This is a genomic window from Halomonas sp. M4R1S46 (assembly GCF_025725685.1).
Taxonomy (GTDB): Bacteria; Pseudomonadota; Gammaproteobacteria; order Pseudomonadales; family Halomonadaceae; genus Halomonas.
The window spans coordinates 1,811,471-1,827,704 of record NZ_CP107008.1 but is presented as its reverse complement, the minus strand read 5'-3'; the positions used below and the strand labels follow the sequence as shown (position 1 = coordinate 1,827,704).

General features: G+C 70.7%; 10 protein-coding genes. 3 read left to right on the top strand and 7 right to left on the bottom strand.

Annotated elements, in window-relative coordinates; all coding sequences use genetic code 11:
* Positions 1-76: 76 nt before the first annotated feature.
* From OCT48_RS08630 to OCT48_RS08620, 3 genes are read right to left on the bottom strand one after another with little or no spacing between them, the layout of a single operon-like run.
* Positions 77-3,976, bottom strand: a complete 3,900-nt coding sequence (locus OCT48_RS08630) for an AAA family ATPase (protein ID WP_263592286.1) — start codon at positions 3,974-3,976, stop codon at positions 77-79.
* A gap of 32 nt (positions 3,977-4,008) precedes the next feature.
* Positions 4,009-4,644 (bottom strand): tRNA-(ms[2]io[6]A)-hydroxylase, encoded by a 636-nt coding sequence (locus tag OCT48_RS08625; RefSeq protein ID WP_263592285.1) that lies wholly within the window; start codon positions 4,642-4,644, stop codon positions 4,009-4,011.
* A 26-nt stretch (positions 4,645-4,670) separates the two neighbouring features.
* A complete protein-coding gene (locus OCT48_RS08620) occupies positions 4,671-5,105 on the bottom strand; it encodes a DUF1289 domain-containing protein (protein ID WP_263592284.1) in 435 nt (144 codons plus the stop codon).
* A gap of 237 nt (positions 5,106-5,342) precedes the next feature.
* Here OCT48_RS08620 and acnB point away from each other — a divergent pair, with 237 nt between their 5' ends.
* From acnB to OCT48_RS08605, 3 genes are all read left to right on the top strand, one after another.
* Entirely contained in the window at positions 5,343-7,943 is a 2,601-nt protein-coding gene (gene acnB, locus OCT48_RS08615) for a bifunctional aconitate hydratase 2/2-methylisocitrate dehydratase (protein WP_263592283.1), read from the top strand.
* Between the two features lie 199 nt (positions 7,944-8,142).
* Positions 8,143-8,628: a ribonuclease E activity regulator RraA gene (gene rraA, locus OCT48_RS08610; RefSeq protein WP_263592282.1), complete on the top strand. Its 486-nt coding sequence runs from the start codon at positions 8,143-8,145 to the stop codon at positions 8,626-8,628.
* Between the two features lie 71 nt (positions 8,629-8,699).
* A complete protein-coding gene (locus OCT48_RS08605) occupies positions 8,700-10,583 on the top strand; it encodes a glycerophosphodiester phosphodiesterase (protein WP_263592281.1) in 1,884 nt (627 codons plus the stop codon).
* 8 nt (positions 10,584-10,591) lie between these two features.
* Here OCT48_RS08605 and OCT48_RS08600 read toward each other — a convergent pair whose 3' ends face one another.
* Genes OCT48_RS08600 through OCT48_RS08585 form a run of 4 tightly spaced genes read right to left on the bottom strand, consistent with a single transcriptional unit; the run spans position 10,592 to position 16,125 of the window.
* Positions 10,592-12,421, bottom strand: a complete 1,830-nt coding sequence (locus OCT48_RS08600; RefSeq protein ID WP_263592280.1) for a gamma-glutamyltransferase family protein — start codon at positions 12,419-12,421, stop codon at positions 10,592-10,594.
* A gap of 57 nt (positions 12,422-12,478) precedes the next feature.
* Complete coding sequence (locus OCT48_RS08595; protein WP_263592279.1) at positions 12,479-12,901, bottom strand: hypothetical protein; 423 nt, start codon at positions 12,899-12,901, stop codon at positions 12,479-12,481.
* Between the two features lie 52 nt (positions 12,902-12,953).
* On the bottom strand, positions 12,954-13,730 hold the full coding sequence (locus tag OCT48_RS08590) for a universal stress protein (RefSeq protein WP_263592278.1): 777 nt from the start codon (positions 13,728-13,730) through the stop codon (positions 12,954-12,956).
* Positions 13,717-16,125 carry a Lon protease family protein gene (locus tag OCT48_RS08585; RefSeq protein ID WP_263592277.1) on the bottom strand — a complete coding sequence of 803 codons (2,409 nt, stop codon included), beginning with the start codon at positions 16,123-16,125 and terminating at the stop codon, positions 13,717-13,719. The genes OCT48_RS08590 and OCT48_RS08585 overlap by 14 nt, the downstream gene beginning before the upstream one ends.
* Positions 16,126-16,234: the final 109 nt, after the last annotated feature.

The window sequence follows — 16,234 nt, the reverse complement described above, 5'->3', positions numbered from 1 at the left end:
CCCCTCCATGAAAGACGCCCGGCGACGCTCGCCTCTCGAGCACCGCCGGGCGGTCAGGCTGCGCTCGGCTGCGGTATCAGTCTTCCAGATCGGCCGTATGCGGCAGGCGCTTGTCGAGCAGGGTTCGCCAGCGCACCAGCACCGGCGCATCGCTGTGGCTGACCTTCCCGAGCAGGGCCCGGAAGGCCTCCCGGGCCGCCCCGTCGTCGGGATCGACCAGGGTCAGCCAGGCCTCCAGGGCACACAGCTCCTGGTGCAGGTTGCCATCGCCCCGGGCCTGCTGCAGGGCCTGGTCGGTCAACGCCCGCACCTCCTCGGCGGGGTGGCCGAGGCGGTGCCGCACCCTGGCCAGCTGGATCGCCAGCTCGGGCACGAACAGGGTGGTGCGCTCCCGGGCGATCATCAGGCACTGATCGAGATAGTCCTCGGCGCGGGCCAGCTCGCCCAGCGACATGCAGGCATCGACCAGCCACAGCGCCGGCCGCTGGTGGGGATCGCGGCCGGTGACCTCGGCGAGCTCCTCCAGGGCGGCCTCGATGCGGGTCAGCCCTTCACGATCGCCTGATAACGCCCGCTGCCAACCCAGCACGGTGCGCGACGAGACCTGCCAGAGGTGCAGGTCCGGCGTGCCGGTGATCTCGAAGGCCCGCTCGGCACGATTGGCCGCCAGGTGCACGTGGCCCACCTGGCGGTACAGGGAGGCGGCATACATCAGCGCCATGGCCAGGCTGCCGGGATGGTTGATCTGCTCGGCGAGACGGATCGCCGACTCCACCTGCCGCTCGGCGCGACGGTAGTCGCCGCGCAGGCACAGGGCCCAGCCCTGGAAGCAGGCGGCGGCCACCTGAGGGTGGTCGGAGAACGGCAGCCACTCGATCATCATCGACACCTTGAGCGGGTCGATCTCCTCGAGATGCTCACAGGCCTGCTGGATGCGCCCCGCCCAGTACTCGCAGCTCGCCCGGGCGAAGTCGGCCAGGCGACGATAGCGGGGATCCTCGAGCTGCGCGGCCAGGTCGGCCAGCCGCGCGGCCAGCAGGAAGGCATCGGCGTGGGCATTGCGCTGGCTGCAGCCAACCCACAGGCCCCACTTGACCAGGAAGGCCTGCTCCAGGTCCTCGCTGTCCTCCGGCGCCTCTTCGGCGCTGGTCAACAGCTCCCGGGCCCGTACGAAGCTCTCGTGAGCGGTGGGCGAGCCATGCCCCTCGAGGGCGAAGGCCGCCTGGCCGCGCACCGTGTGCAGGCTGATCTCACGCTCCTGCTGACCCTCCACGTGGCGCAGGCTGGCCAGGCCGAAGTCGGCCATGCGCAGCGCCGTGCGATTGGCACTGACCTTGAGCGCCTCCCGGGCCGCCAGCTCGAAGTAGCGGGCGCCGCGGGCATAGTGGCCGCTGCGCCGCAGATGGGTGGCGAAGTCGCCCGGATGGCGACTGATCCATATCGGGAAGCGCTCCTCGATCAGGCCGACCACCTGCCGGTGGATGTTGACCCGCACGTCGCGGGGACAGGACAGGTAGGCCGCCTCCTGGAGCAGCTGATGGGTGAACTGGTACTCGCGGCCCGCCTCGGCGTCCTCGGCCGGCTCGATGATCTCCAGCCGACACATCTGCTCCAGGGCCGAGGTCAACCGGGACAGCTCCCAGCCGCTGCATTCGGCCAGGAAATCCAGCCGGAAGCGGCGGCCCAGCACCGCGGCCACGTGGGCCACCTCGCGGTCGGCATCCAGCTGGTCGATGCGGCTGGCCAGCAGGCCGAGCAGGCCGCGGGGCAGCTCGTCCAGCTGGACGCTGCGCCCCTCGCGGCGATCCATGTCGACGCGGCGACAGATCTCCTGGAGGTACAGCGGCACGCCGTCGCAGCGCTCGATGATCTGGCTGCGCAGCCGCGGGCTGAGATGCAGCCGATAGCGCCGGGCGAGCTGCGACAGCAGCCGCGAGGCCTGCATGGGATCGAGACGCCCCAGGGTGATCTGCTGGTCCCAGTCGAGGCGTGCCGGGAGGGCCTCTCGGCCATGGTGGCTGGCCACCAGCAGGAAGGGACAGTTGATCGGCAGGCGGGCCTGGAGACCGGCCAGCACCTTGAAGGAGGGCTCATCGAGCCACTGCAGGTCATCGATCATCAGCACCAGGGTGCGCTCGGCGGTCAGTTGACCGATCAGCCGGTGCAGCAGCCCGACCACCAGCTCCACGGCCTCGCCGCTCTGGGCGAGGGCCGCCAGCTCGCGGGGCTCGCGCACCCCCAGGGCCTCTTCCAGCAGCAGCCGGTGAGCGTCGTCCAGCGCCACGCCCTCGATCCCGGCCAGGACGTCGGCGTCGATGGCCCCGCCGAGGTGCCAGCGCAGCAGCTGGCGCGCCACCCCGTAGGGCTCCTGGACCGACAGGCGGGTGGTGGGCTGCCAGCAGATCGCCGCCTCGCGACTCTGCTCGAGCTGGCGGAAGCCGACCAGCAGGGCCGACTTGCCGAGCCCCGAGGGGCCCCGCACCAGGACGCTCTGCCGCAGCCCGATCCCGGCCCGAGCCAGGGCGTCGCGCAGGGTCCGCATCGCCGACTCGCGCCCCACCAGGCTCGGCGGCAGGGCCTCCCGGCCGCCCTCGTTGGTCCCGAGCACCAACGCCCGCAGGCGCACCCGGCCATCGCTGGCCACCAGCCGCGAGGATAGCCGGGGCTGCAGGTCCAGGGCCGGCGGCATGTGCTGGCTGGCATCCTGGGAGATCACCAGCTCGCTGCCCTCGGCCGCGCTCATCAGGTCCAGGGCGCCCTGGGTCACCTGGCCCAGCGGATCGACCAGGTGGCGCTCGGGCAGGTAGACCACCCGACCGCTGTTGAGCCCGGCATCGAGGGCGATCCGCGGCGGCTCGCCCTCGCCGTTCCAGTGCCGTTGGCACTCGTCGGGCAGCACGCGGCGACAATGCTCGTAGAGGGCCACCAGTTCGGCGAGCTGGTGGGCCGGGCCATGGGTGCCGAAGCAGGCCAGGCCCAGGCCGCCGGTGGCACCGGGCAACCAGAAGCCGCCCAGGTGGTGACACTGCTGTTCCAACCAGCGCATCAGCTCGATCTGCAGGGCCAGGCAGGCCCGGGCCTCGCTGCGAGAGGAGAGATCGGCGTCCAGGGTTAGGCGAATCGCCATCACCGAGAGCTGGCGCTGCTCGATCTCGTCCTCGCGCAGCGGCGTGCTGTCGGGGGCCAGCGCCCGGGAGAAGGCGCCGCTCGGCCCGGCGCTCTGCTCGGGCTTGCCGTCGGACCAGTAGCGGGCCAGCTGCAGGAAGGCCGGATCCGGCTGCTGGCCGGTCAGCGCCAGCAGCTGCAGGTAGGCATTGTACTGCTCGTGGGCGGCGGCCAGCTGGCCGTGCTCGGCCAGCTGGCGCACCAGCCGCTCGTGGAAGGGGCCATAGCCGGAGAAGCGGCTGACCAGCGCCTGCAGCAGGCTGTCCGGCAGCGGTTCGTGCTGCTCGAGCACGGCCTCGGCGAAACGGATCACCCGCTGACGCCACTCGTTGCGAACCTGCACCAGCCAGCGCTGGAAATCCGCGCAGGCGGAGAGCTGCAGCTCCTCGACGAGATCGCCCTGGTAGCAGGCCAGCACCGCCTCCAGGCTCGCCACATCGGCCGGGGCGTCGAGCAGGGCCTGCAGCTCATGGAGGTCGAAATGCCAGCTCTCGGGCAGCTTGAAGGCGATGGTCTGGCGGGAGACCGACAACACCTGCTCGGCCTGCTCGCCCAGCGACTGCCGCAGGCAGTGCAGGGCGTGGCGCAGGTTGGTGCGACCGGACGACAGCCCCTGATCCGGCCACAGCAACTCGGCCAGGGTGGCCCGGTTGACCGGCTGATCGTGGAGCAGCAGGTAGACCAGCAACGCCTTGACCTTGTCATAGCTGAAATGGGTCAGGGCGTCGTCGCCCAGGGTCAGCGAGAAGTGACCGAAGAGGGCCAGGCGATCCTGGTCGTCATGAGTAACGGCGTCGGAAGCATCCCGCATGGTGATCGGTCCTGCTGGGCGGCGCGGCGGCTTCAGGCCGGTACACCGCTGTGGAAACGAAATGCCGTGTCCGGCATGGTGATCAGTTCGGCCTCGCGTTCGGCGAAGAAGGCGAGGCGTGAGTCGAGCGCCTCCGGGGCAAGCTGCCGCGCCAGCATCAGATAGTCCTCATAGTGGCGCCCTTCCGACTTAACCAGACCGCGATAGAACTTGGCAAGCTCGGCGTCCAGGTGCGGGATCAGGCGAGCGAAGCGCTCGCAGCTGCGCGCCTCGATCAGGGCCCCGACCAGCAGGATGTCGACCAGGCGGTGTGGCTCCTCGCCGCGCACGTGGCGGCGCAATCCCTCGGCATAGCGCGACGCCCCGATATGGCGGTAGACGATGCCCCGAGCCTCCATCAGCTTGATCACCTGCTCGAAATGCAGCAGCTCCTCCCGGGCCAGCTGGCACATCCTGGACAGCAGCAGGGGTTGGTCCACGTAGCGGTGGAGCAGGCTCATGGCGGTGGCGGCGGCCTTCTTCTCGCACTGGGCGTGGTCGATCAGCAGCAGCTCGGGATTGGCGAGCGCCCAGTCGACCCAGGCATCGGGAGTGGCACAGGGCAGGAAGTCGAGCAGCCCCGGGGGGAGCAGATCGTCGAGGTCGGGCGCGGCAAGCATCGCAGTCATGGGGGGAAGTCCGGCGGCTCAAGGGTTCAGGAGAGGGGCACGGCCGCATGCCGGCGCGTCTCGGCCGCGGCCATCAACTCGGCCGAGATCCGGGCATGCAGGGCCGCGGCGTCCAGCCGCTCCCGCGGGGCCAGGCCGTAGCGGGACAGGTCGCGGATCCGCCCGCGCCCCACCCGCAACAGCTCGACGGCCCGGGACAGCGGGGGCTGCTCGGCACGAAAGCGGATGCGATGCCGTTGCAGCTGGGCCTCCAGGGCCTCGGCATCCACCACCACCAGGTGGCGCCCGGCCACCGCCACGCGGAGGGCATCGAGCTCGGCCATGCGTCGCTCGCGCTCCTCCCCCGCCAGGGCCGGCCAGTCGCGAATCTCGCCATCCAGGCGTTGGCAGCCCCGGCAGACGCGGTCGCCCACCGTGGTCGAACAGAGCCCCACGCAGGGTGAGGTGACGCGCCCGGCCATCGTCCGCTCCTCTCCGTTGATTCGCCATCCATGGTAACGCGGCACGGGCGCGCTGGCACCCTGCGGAGGGCCGCAGACCAAAGTTCAAGGGCCGGCGGGACGGGCGTCCTTAACATTGTCGACAGTTTCTTCTAGAATTGCGCCACCGTTGACCGTGTCGATTCACGCGCCGAGGCGGCCGCGCGACGGACCCGTCGCGCGGCCGCCTCGGCTATCACAACCAATGAGGGCCACCACGTGCTTGAAGCCTATCGCCAACATGTCGAGGAGCGTGCCCAGGCCGGCGTTCCGCCGAAGCCCCTGAACGCCGAGCAGACGGCTGCCCTGGTCGAGCTGCTGAAGACCCCGCCCGCCGGGGAAGAAGAGGCCATTCTCGACCTGCTCACCAACCGCGTCCCGCCGGGCGTCGACGAGGCCGCCTACGTCAAGGCCGGCTTCCTCACCGCCATCGCCAAGGGCGAGGCTGAGTCCCCGCTGATCGACCGCGTCCATGCGGTCAAGCTGCTGGGCACCATGCAGGGCGGCTACAACATCGTCTCCCTGGTCGAGCTGCTGGACGACGAGGCGCTGGCCACCGAGGTCGGTGAACAGCTCAAGCATACCCTGCTGATGTTCGATGCCTTCCACGACGTGGAGGAACGCGCCAAGGCAGGCAACGCCGTGGCCAAGGACGTCATCCAGTCCTGGGCCGAGGCCGAGTGGTTCCTGTCCAAGCCGGCCCTGGACGAGAAGATCACCCTGACCGTGTTCAAGGTGCCCGGCGAGACCAACACCGACGACCTCTCCCCGGCCCCGGATGCCTGGTCGCGTCCCGACATCCCGCTGCATGCCAACGCCATGCTCAAGAACGAGCGCGATGGCATCGCCCCCGAGGCGCCCGGCGTGACCGGCCCGCTCAAGCAGATCGAGGACGTCAAGGCCCAGGGCTTCCCGGTCGCCTACGTCGGCGACGTCGTCGGCACCGGCTCCTCGCGCAAGTCCGCCACCAACTCCGTGCTGTGGTTCTTCGGTGACGACATCCCCAACGTGCCGAACAAGCGCGCCGGCGGCTTCTGCTTCGGCGGCAAGATCGCGCCGATCTTCTTCAACACCATGGAAGACTCCGGTGCCCTGCCGGTCGAGATGGACGTCGAGAAGCTCGGCATGGGCGACGTCATCGACGTCTACCCCTACCAGGGCAAGGTCTGCAAGCACGGCAGCGACGAGGTGCTGACCACCTTCGAGCTCAAGACCCAGCTGCTGCTCGACGAGGTGCGCGCCGGCGGCCGCATCCCGCTGATCATCGGCCGCGGCCTGACCGCCAAGGCCCGCGAGTCCCTGGGCCTCGCGCCCTCCGACGTCTTCCGCCTGCCCGAGCAACCCGCCGACACCGGCAAGGGTTTCACCCTGGCCCAGAAGATGGTCGGCAAGGCCTGCGGCATGGACGGCGTGCGTCCGGGCATGTACTGCGAGCCGAAGATGACCACCGTGGGCTCCCAGGACACCACCGGTCCGATGACCCGCGACGAGCTCAAGGACCTGGCCTGCCTGGGCTTCCAGGCCGACCTGGTGATGCAGTCCTTCTGCCACACCAGCGCCTACCCCAAGCCGGTCGACGTGGAGACCCACCACACCCTGCCCGACTTCATCATGAACCGCGGCGGCGTCTCGCTGCGTCCGGGCGACGGCATCATCCACTCCTGGCTCAATCGCATGCTGCTGCCCGACACCGTGGGCACCGGCGGCGACTCCCACACCCGCTTCCCGATGGGCATCTCCTTCCCCGCGGGCTCCGGGCTGGTGGCCTTCGCCGCCGCCACCGGGGTGATGCCGCTGGACATGCCGGAATCGGTGCTGGTGCGCTTCAAGGGCAAGCGTCAGCCCGGCGTCACCCTGCGTGACCTGGTCCACGCCATCCCCTACTACGCCATCCAGCAGGGCCTGCTGACCGTCGAGAAGTCCGGCAAGAAGAACGCCTTCTCCGGTCGCGTCCTGGAGATCGAGGGCCTCGAGGACCTCACCGTCGAGCAGGCCTTCGAGCTCTCCGACGCCTCCGCCGAGCGCTCCGCGGCCGGCTGCACCATCACCCTGGGCGAGGACTCGGTCGCCGAGTACCTCAAGTCCAACATCACCCTGCTCAAGTGGATGATCGCCAACGGCTACGGCGACAAGCGCACCATCGAGCGCCGCATCCTGGCCATGGAGGCGTGGCTGGCCGAGCCGAGCCTGATGCGCGCCGACCAGGACGCCGAGTACGCCGAGGTCATCGAGATCGACCTCGACCAGCTGGCGGAGCCGGTGCTGTGCGCCCCGAACGACCCGGACGACGCCCGCCTGCTCTCCGAGGTGGCCGGCGAGACGATCGACGAGGTGTTCATCGGCTCGTGCATGACCAACATCGGCCACTTCCGCGCCGCCGGCAAGCTGCTCGAGAAGCAGCCCGCCGGCAGCCTGAAGACCAAGCTGTGGCTGGCCCCGCCGACCAAGATGGACCAGCACCAGCTCACCGAGGAAGGCTACTACGGCATCTACGGCCGTGCCGGCGCGCGCATGGAGATGCCCGGCTGCTCACTGTGCATGGGCAACCAGGCACGGGTCGCCGCCAAGAGCACCGTGGTCTCCACCTCCACCCGCAACTTCCCCAACCGCCTGGGCGACGGCGCCGACGTCTACCTGGCCTCGGCGGAGCTGGCCGCGGTGGCCGCGGTGGAAGGCCGCCTGCCCAGCGTCGACGAGTATCGCCGCTACATGAGCGAGTTCGACGCCATGGCCGGCGAGATCTATCGCTACATGAACTTCCACGAGATCGAGGAGTTCCAGAAGGCCGCCTCGAACGTGATTCCGGTGGCCGAGGCCTGAGCCGGAGCCCGCCCTTCGACTCCGATGCTCGCACCATCGAAGGCCCGCCGCCCCGGCGGCGCGGCCGGAGCCGATGACCGAAGCGCCCCGTCCGGGGCGCTTTTTTTGTGCCAAGCCGGCCGACCACCAGCCAGGAGGGATGGCCTTCGCCGGCCGCTATGGCATCATCGAGGCCTCATTCCGAGACGAGGACGCTGCCATGTCTCCCATCGTGACACCCGATATCTGCGACGCCTATCCGGAGGTCGCGGTCCTCGAGCCGCTGTTCGTCAACTTCGGTGGCGTGGAGGCCTTCTGCGGGCCGGTGCGCACCGTGAAGTGCTTCGAGGACAACTCGCTGGTCAAGCAGGCCGTCAACGAGCCCGGGGACGGCGCCGTGCTGGTCGTCGATGCCGGCGGCTCGACCCGCTGCGCGATGCTCGGCGACATGCTGGCCGAGCAGGCCGCCGGCAACGGCTGGGCCGGCGTGATCCTGTACGGTTGCGTGCGCGACGTGGACATCCTGGCCGAGACCGAACTCGGCATCCAGGCGCTGGCCGCCCATCCGCGCAAGAGCGAGAAGCGCGGCGAGGGCCAGCGGGATCTCCCGGTCGGCTTCGCCGGGGCGACGATCACCCCCGGCCAGTGGCTCTACGCCGACAACAACGGCATCCTGGTGGCCGACGAGCGCCTGACGCTGCCGTGAGCGAGCGAGGATTTGCCGCGGCCCACCGGCCGGTGCCACCCTGAGGTCATGACCTCGTCCCCGCGGTGTTCATGCTGGCCCTGCCACGACTGACCGGCGATGTGCTGCGCAGCCTGCGCGAGCACCTGCGCCCGCTCGTCGCCTATCACCTGTTCTTCACCCTGCTGGCCTCCAGCCTGCTGCTGCCGGCGGCGGGCTGGGCCCTGGCCCACCTGCTCGGGCACTTCGGGCGGCCGCTGCTCTCCCCGGGGGCCCTGCTCGAGATCCTGCTGACCCCCGGAGGCCAGGCCTGGCTGCTGGCCGCCCTGGGCGTCATCTTCCTGCTGCTCTACCTGCAGCAGGCCGGCATGACCCTGGTCGCGGTACGCCCGCGGGACCACCACGTCCGCCTGGCCTTCGAGGCCCTCTGGGGCGGCCTGAGGCGACTGCCGGCGCTGTCCGGCCTGGTCGTCCTGCAGGTCGGCACCCAACTGCTGCTGGCGCTGCCGCTGGTGTTGGCCCTGGTGGGTCTGCATGATCTCATCCTGGGCCACCTGGATCCCTACTACGTCCAGCAGGTGCGCCCCCCGGCGTTCTGGGGCTGGCTGGCCGCGGCCCTGCCGCTGGTGCTGCTCTGGGCGGTGGCGGCCGCCACCCTCTACACCCGCTGGCACCTGGCCCTGCCGGTACTGATCCTCGAGGAGGCGTCTCCCCGTCGTGCCCTGGCCCGCAGCGTCGCCCTGACCCGCGGCCGCGGGCACGACATCGCCCTGTCGATCCTGGTGCTGCTGGCGGTGATCCTCGCCCTGCCGCTCGCGGCGAGCGCCGCCTTCGATGCCCTCTTCACGCCCTTGCTCGGGCAGCTGCCCGACCGCCAGGCGGTGCTGGTTCCCGCCATGCTCGGCTACGTGGGGCTCTATGTGCTGGTCACGCTGGCCATCACCTTCCTCGGCATCGCGGCCAACGCCCTGATGGGGGCCTGCCTCTACCTGCGCCTGGCCCATCGCGAGCCCAGGCCGCCGGCCCCGCCCCCCGGCACCCATCCGGGCCGGCTGGCCTGGGCCGTGGAGCTGACGGTGGTGCTGTTCGCGATCGGCCAGGCCTGGTTGATCGTCAACCGCTTCGAGCTGCGCGAGGAGGTGGCGATCATCGCCCACCGCGGGAGTTCGCTGAAGGCGCCGGAGAATACCCTGGCGGCCATCGACCAGGCCATCGTCGACGGTGCCGACCTCATCGAGGTCGATGCCCGCCTGACCGCCGACGAGCAGGTGGTCCTCCACCACGACAGCAGCCTGGCGCGACTCGCCGGCGATTCGCGGCGCATCGCCGACCTCGACCGTGCCAGCCTCGCCGCGGTGGACGTGGGCAGCTGGTTCGGCGACCCCTTCGTGGGCACCCGGATTCCCGGCCTCGACGAGGCGCTGGTGCGGGTACGCGGTCGCGCCGGCCTGATGATCGAACTCAAGCCCGCGGCGGGGGACGGCGCGACCCTGGTGCGGCGAGTGCTCGACGTCCTGGCCGAGGAACGCTCGGCCCGCCTGGCCTGCCGCGAGCGCGCCCCCGACGGCATCCGGCGAACCGCCTGTGGCGAGCCCGCCGTGCTGGAGCAGGTGGCGCTGGCGACCCAGGCCTACCCGCTGCTCGCCGAGATCGAGCGGCAGGCCCCCCGGGCCCGCACCATCCTGCTGGCCCAGTTGGTGATGCGCGGCACCCTGCCGCGACGGGGCTTCGATGCCCTGGCCCTGCGCCACAACCGGATCGATGCGGACGAGGTACGCCGCGCCCACCATTATGGCTACCGACTCCACGCCTGGACCATCAACGAGCCGGCGCGCATGTCGCGGCTGATCGACCTCGGCGTGGACGGCATCATCACCGACCGGCCGGACCGGCTGGCGACGCTGATCGCCGAACGCCACCGCCTCGGCGATGGAGCCCTGATGCTGGTCAAGCTGCGCAACTGGCTGCGGGGATGACGGCCAGGTCAGTCACCGCTCGCGGTGCCGGCCCCTCTCGGGTCGCTGGCCCCGACCAGGCCATCGTCGGCGCGTTGCAGGACCTGAAGACCACTGGTCAGCTCGCCGGCCTCGACATCATGCCCCCGCTCGGCGAGGGCCGCGTGTACCGCCTCGGGGTAACCGTCCGCCTCGAGGCGGATCCCCCCGTCACGGGTGACCACATGCGGCAGGCCGATGGCCGTTGGCGGATCGAGCCGCCAGTCCAGCAGGGCCACCAGTGTCTTCGCCAGGTACTGGACGATGGCGTCGCCGCCGGAGGACCCCAGGCTCGCCACCAGCTCGCCGCTCGCCCGGTCGAAGACCAGGGTCGGGCTCATGCTCGAGCGCGGTCGCTTGCCGGCGGCCACCCGATTGGCGACCGGGGTTCCCTGGTCATCCGCCGGGCGAAAGGAGAAATCGCTCAGCCCGCTGTTGAGCAGGTACCCCCCGGCCTTGCCGGTGCCCCCGTCGGCCAGCAGCCGGGCCCCGAACGCCTGCCCGATGGAGGTGGTCATGGCCACGGCCTGCCCCTCGCCATCGATGACGCTGACATGGCTCGTGCCGTACTCCGGCTGGACGGGCTGCATCGCCCAGGCGCTGTCCAGCGGGCCCGGATTGCCCGCCAGCGCCCGATCATCGCCCAGGCGCTGCTCGCCGATGAGGCCGGCGCGACTGGCCAGGTATTCGTCGGCCACCAGCGTCGACCAGTCGCCCCCCGGCGGGTCGACGAAGTCCGGGTCGGCGACATAGCGGTTACGGTCGGCGAGCGCCAGCCGCGAGGCCTCGACGAAGCGGTGCAGCCAGGCCGCCGTGGGCCGTTCCTCCTCCAGCGGCGCCTCCAGCGGGGACAACTGGGCGAGCGTGCCGAGGACCTGCATGACGGAGAGGTGACCGGAGGACGGCGGGGGGAAACCGCAGACACGCCAGCGCCGCCAGGGGACACAGAGCGGCTCGCGCTGCTTGGCGACATAGGTAGCGAGATCCTCGAGGCTCAGCGCGCCGGGCAACTCGGGATGGCCCTGGACCCGGGCCACCAGGTCCTCGGCGACGGCGCCGGTATGCAGCGCCGAACTGCCCTGTTCGGCGACCCGGCCGAGGATCGCCGCCAGGGCGGGGTTGGTCAGCGTCTCCCCCGCGGCGAGCGGCTCGCCGTCCTCCGTGAAGTACAGGGCGGCCGCCGCGCCGTCGTCGGCGAGCTCGGTGGCCGCAGCCAGCTCGTGGCTCAAGCGGTGGCTTACCGGGACCCCCTGCTCGGCCAGCGCGATGGCCGGCGCGATGAGGCTCGCCCAGGCCAGGCGGCCATGGGCGTCGTGGGCCACCTCCAGCATCCTCAGCATGCCCGGCACGCCGACGCCACGGCCACTGGAAGCGACCACGGAAAAGGCCAGCGGCTCGTCCTCCCCATCCATGAACAGCGTCGCCTCCACGCCCGAGGGAGCACTCACCCAACCATCGAAGGCCCGCACCTGCTCCCCATCGTAGAGCATCAGGAAGCCACCACCGCCAATGCCGGCAGACTGCGGCTGCACCAGGCTCAACACCAACTGCGCGGCGACGGCGGCATCGATGGCCGCGCCACCGGCCGCGAGGACCTGGCGGCCGGCATCGGTGGCCAGCGGGTGCGGCGTGACGACGGCGAAGGAGGTGGCGGCCACGCTGGACGAGGCATCCTCATCGGCGGCCGGCTCAGGGAGCGAGTCGGGGCGTTGATACTGGAACGACGACTCGGCCTCGCCCAGCATCGGCATCAGTACCAACAGGGCGCCCAGAGCCGCCTGACCCAGGCGTAGGCTGACTAGCAGGGGATCTCTATCCATGGCCACGGCTCCCGTGACGAAGAAGGTCACGCTCCTCCCAGCATAGGCGATGCCGACTCAGCGACGACAACGCCAGGCCGCCAGTAGACCGATACCGGCCAGGGCGCCCAGCCCCACGGCCCCCCAGCCCAGCGCCTCGACGATCTGGAGGAACTCGCCGGGCAGGGAGTGGGGACGGGCGGCCATGCCATGGGCGGCCAGCCGGGTCCCGCCATGGAGCAGCAGGACCAGCAGGGCCAGGGGCCAGGTGCCGTGCAGCCGCGCCAGCGCCTGGGTGAGACGCCAGGGGCCTGACGGGGCGGGCCGGCGCGCGGCGCGAGCGGCGTTACCGCGCCGCCGGGGGGTGGCGGTGGAACGCGACGGCGTGGCCCGCCGGCGGCCCAGGCCACCGAACAGCCAGCGACCGGTCCGCCACAGCCCCCAGCCCAGGGTGAAGGAGACCGACAGCGCCAGACCGCCCATCACCAGGAAATACGTCATGGAAAGAGTCCTACCAGGGATGGAGGCCGACATGATGCCAAAAGTCGCCGGTTCAGGGCACCACGACGACCGGCATGACCAGCCGCGACAGCCAGTCGGGGTCCTCGGCGAGCAGCCCGCGAAGCGCGTCACGATGCAACAGCAGGGCGCCGCCGCGGCATACCGCCAGCCGACGCGTCAGCGCGGCCGCGTCGCGGCGGGGAATCGGCTCCGTGCCGTCGAAGAACGTCGACAAGGGCGTGGGGACCGAAGGCGCGTCGCCAGAGGCCGGATCCACCAGCACCCGCAGCGGGCCTGGCGCCGCCGGCGGCCCCTCCTCGTCCCAGACGACCACCGGGCAGGGCGCGGAGAGGATCAGCCCCAGGCTGTTGGTGCCCAGCCGCGCGCCGAAGCGACCGGCCAGCCCGGCCTTGCCGAGCAGCATGATGTCCCCGGGGGTGGCGATGGACAACGCCTCGGAGATCACCCGGCCTCGGCTGATCTGCAGCGAATGCCGGAGCCGGCGCCCGGCCACGGCGAACTCCAGCGCCTGGCTGACCCGCTCCGCCTGGCGTGCCAGGCTAGCCTCGAGCTGAGGGGCCGTGAGGCGACGCACCTGTCCGGAATGGCCACCCACCTCCCGGGCGAAGGGAAAGGCGACGCTGTGCAACAAGTCCTGATCCTCGACATAGACCGCGACCAGCTCGGCCCCCTGTCGCTCGGCGAGACGCACGGCGACGGACAACGCCGCCAGGCTGTGGCGGGAGGCATCGAGCAGGGCCAGCACCCGGGCCACGGTCACGGCGATGTCGCCTTCCGTGCCGTCCTGACGCCTATCATTCTCGGCCATCGGCTTCCCCCACGTCTCCGTTGCCGTGATCGCCGTCCCCCCCGTCACCGACCGTGGCGGGGCGCGAACGGCTGCGGCGGACGGCCGCGCGGAACGCCCTCAGGCGCTCGGCGACCCGCTCATCCAGCGAGCGGTTCGCCTCTGCCGACTCGGTCAGCAGCTCCAGCGCCTCGTCGACGTGGCGGACGGCGTAGAGGCGGAAGGAGCCCGACGCCACGGCCTCGCGGACCTCGCTGCGCAGCATCAGATGCTCGAGGTTGGCGGCCGGCAGGATCACCGCCTGCCCCTCCGGCCCCCCCCGGGCCCGACAGACCTCGAAGAAGCCCTCGACCTTCTCGTTCACGCCGCCCACTGCCTGCACCTCGCCATGCTGGTTGATGGACCCGGTCACGGCGAAGGCCTGGTCCAGCGGTATCCGGGCGATGGCCGAGACCAGCGCGCAGGCCTCGGCCACCGAGGCGCTGTCGCCCTCCACGCCCCCGTAGGACTGCTCGAAGGCCAGGCTCGCGGACAGCGACAGCGGCTCGTCGCCGGCATAGCGATTGGCGAGGTAACGCGACAGGATCATCACCGCCTTGGAGTGGATGGGCCCGCCCATCTTGGCCTCGCGCTCGATATCCACCACCTGGCCGTTGCCGGGGCGAGCGGTGGCGGTGATGCGGATCGGCTGACCGAAGCCGTGATTCGTCAGCCGTATCACCGTCAGGCCGTTGACCTGGCCGACCCTGGTTCCCTGGGTGTCGATCAGCAGGGTGCCGCGGATGATCGCCTCCTGGCTACGTTCGCGGACCCGGCCGGCCCTGTGGCGCTGCTCGGCCACGGCGCGCTCCACGGCCTCGCGGCCGATCACGTCCCGGCCCGCGATCTCGGCCCAGTGGTCGGCCTCCACCAGCAGGTCGTGCAGGTCGCGATGGCGGGCGGTGAGTTTGCGCTGGTCATCGGCCAGGCGGCTGGCCCGCTCGATCACCGCGGCCACACCTTCCGGGTCCAGGGGACGCAGGCGCCCCTCCTGGACGAGCATGGCCACCATGCGCGCATAGAGGTCGAGCCTGCCGGTGTCGCGGTCGAACTCGTCGTCCAGGTCGGCCTGGACCTTGAACAGTTCCAGGAAGTCCGGGTCGTGCTCGCACAGCAGGTAGTAGAGCAGGCGATCGCCCAGCAGCACGACCTTGACATCCAGCGGCACCGGTTCGGGCTCGAGGGTCATGGTGCTGATCAGCCCATAGGCCTGTTCGAGGGACTCGATGCGGATCTGCCCGCCGTCCAGCATCCGCTTGAGGGTCTCCCAGGCCCCCGGCTGGGTCAGCAGGCCGCGCACGTCCAGCACCAGGTAACCGCCGCTGGCCCGATGCAGGGCGCCGGCCCGGATCAGGCTGAAGTCGGTGAGCAGGGTGCCGTTGTGCACCTGATGCTCGATCCGCCCCACCAGGTGCTGATGGCTGGGCAGGTCCTGATAGACCACCGGCGCGCCCTCGGTGTCGCCGTGGTCCACCAGCAGGTTGATGCGCAACCGGCTGAACACCGCCTCGGGCGGCACCTCGGGCTGGTCGGAATGGAAGGCATCGACATGATGGAGGATCGACTCGCGGATACCCGACAGATGGGTCAGCACGCCGTCATGATCCGCGTAGCGTTCCTCGAGCTCGCCCAGGGGGGCGCCGATGGCGGACTGCAGCATCTCCTCGTTGAGGGCATTGACCTGCTCGCGCAGGGACTTGGCCAGCTTGGGCATCCGGCGGATCGCCTTGGTCAGCTTCTCCTGCAGGATCTCCACGGTGCGCTCGATGCGCTCGCGTTCCTCCTGATCCAGGGCCTGGTAGGCATCCGGCGGCATCATCTCGCCGTTCTCGTCGGCGGGGGCGAAGGTGAAACCGCTGGGCGTCGAGAGCAGCAGGATGTCGTGTTCCCTGGCCTCGCGGCGCACCGACTCCACGGCATCCCGCTGCCGCTCGCTCATGGCCTGCTTGAGCTCATGGAGGCGGTTCTGGTACTCATCACTCTCGAACACCGCCGGGATGGCGCTTCCAAGCTCCTCGATCAGCCGCTCGACATCGCCGCGCAGCTGCCGCCCCAGGCCGGGCGGCAGACGTAGCAGCACGGGACTGGCGGGATCGTCGAAATTGTTGAGGTAACACAGGTCCGGGGGCACCGAGCCCTCGGCGGCGCGCTCTTCGAGGAAGCGCGTGACCAGGCCACGGAGGCCGTGCCCGGCCGGGCCCAGCACGTAGAGGTTGAAGCCCTGATGTCGGACGCCCGTGCCCAGGATCAGGGCCTCCCGGGCCCGATCCTGGCCTCCGATCAGGTCCAGGGGGTCGAGTTCGCTGGTCAGTTCGAAGTCGAAGCTCTCGCTCGGGCAGCGCCGGAACACCGCCTCCACCGTCAGGGGGTCCACCATGGCGTATCTCCTGTGCCGATACGTCCAGTATGGAAGATGGCACCGCGACCCGCCTGACCCGGGGTCATGGTCATCGCGATCGGCGCAGGATGGCGTGGCGCCGGCCGAT

Excerpts from the sequence above, each read along its gene's own strand:
- OCT48_RS08630 (WP_263592286.1), bottom strand. The coding sequence starts at position 3,976 with ATGCGGGATGCTTCCGACGCCGTTACTCATGACGACCAGGATCGCCTG.
- OCT48_RS08590 (WP_263592278.1), bottom strand. The coding sequence starts at position 13,730 with ATGGCCGAGAATGATAGGCGTCAGGACGGCACGGAAGGCGACATCGCC.
- OCT48_RS08595 (WP_263592279.1), bottom strand. The coding sequence starts at position 12,901 with ATGACGTATTTCCTGGTGATGGGCGGTCTGGCGCTGTCGGTCTCCTTC.
- OCT48_RS08620 (WP_263592284.1), bottom strand. The coding sequence starts at position 5,105 with ATGGCCGGGCGCGTCACCTCACCCTGCGTGGGGCTCTGTTCGACCACG.
- OCT48_RS08625 (WP_263592285.1), bottom strand. The coding sequence starts at position 4,644 with ATGACTGCGATGCTTGCCGCGCCCGACCTCGACGATCTGCTCCCCCCG.
- OCT48_RS08585 (WP_263592277.1), bottom strand. The coding sequence starts at position 16,125 with ATGGTGGACCCCCTGACGGTGGAGGCGGTGTTCCGGCGCTGCCCGAGC.
- rraA (WP_263592282.1), top strand. The coding sequence starts at position 8,143 with ATGTCTCCCATCGTGACACCCGATATCTGCGACGCCTATCCGGAGGTC.
- OCT48_RS08600 (WP_263592280.1), bottom strand. The coding sequence starts at position 12,421 with ATGGATAGAGATCCCCTGCTAGTCAGCCTACGCCTGGGTCAGGCGGCT.
- OCT48_RS08605 (WP_263592281.1), top strand. The coding sequence starts at position 8,700 with ATGCTGGCCCTGCCACGACTGACCGGCGATGTGCTGCGCAGCCTGCGC.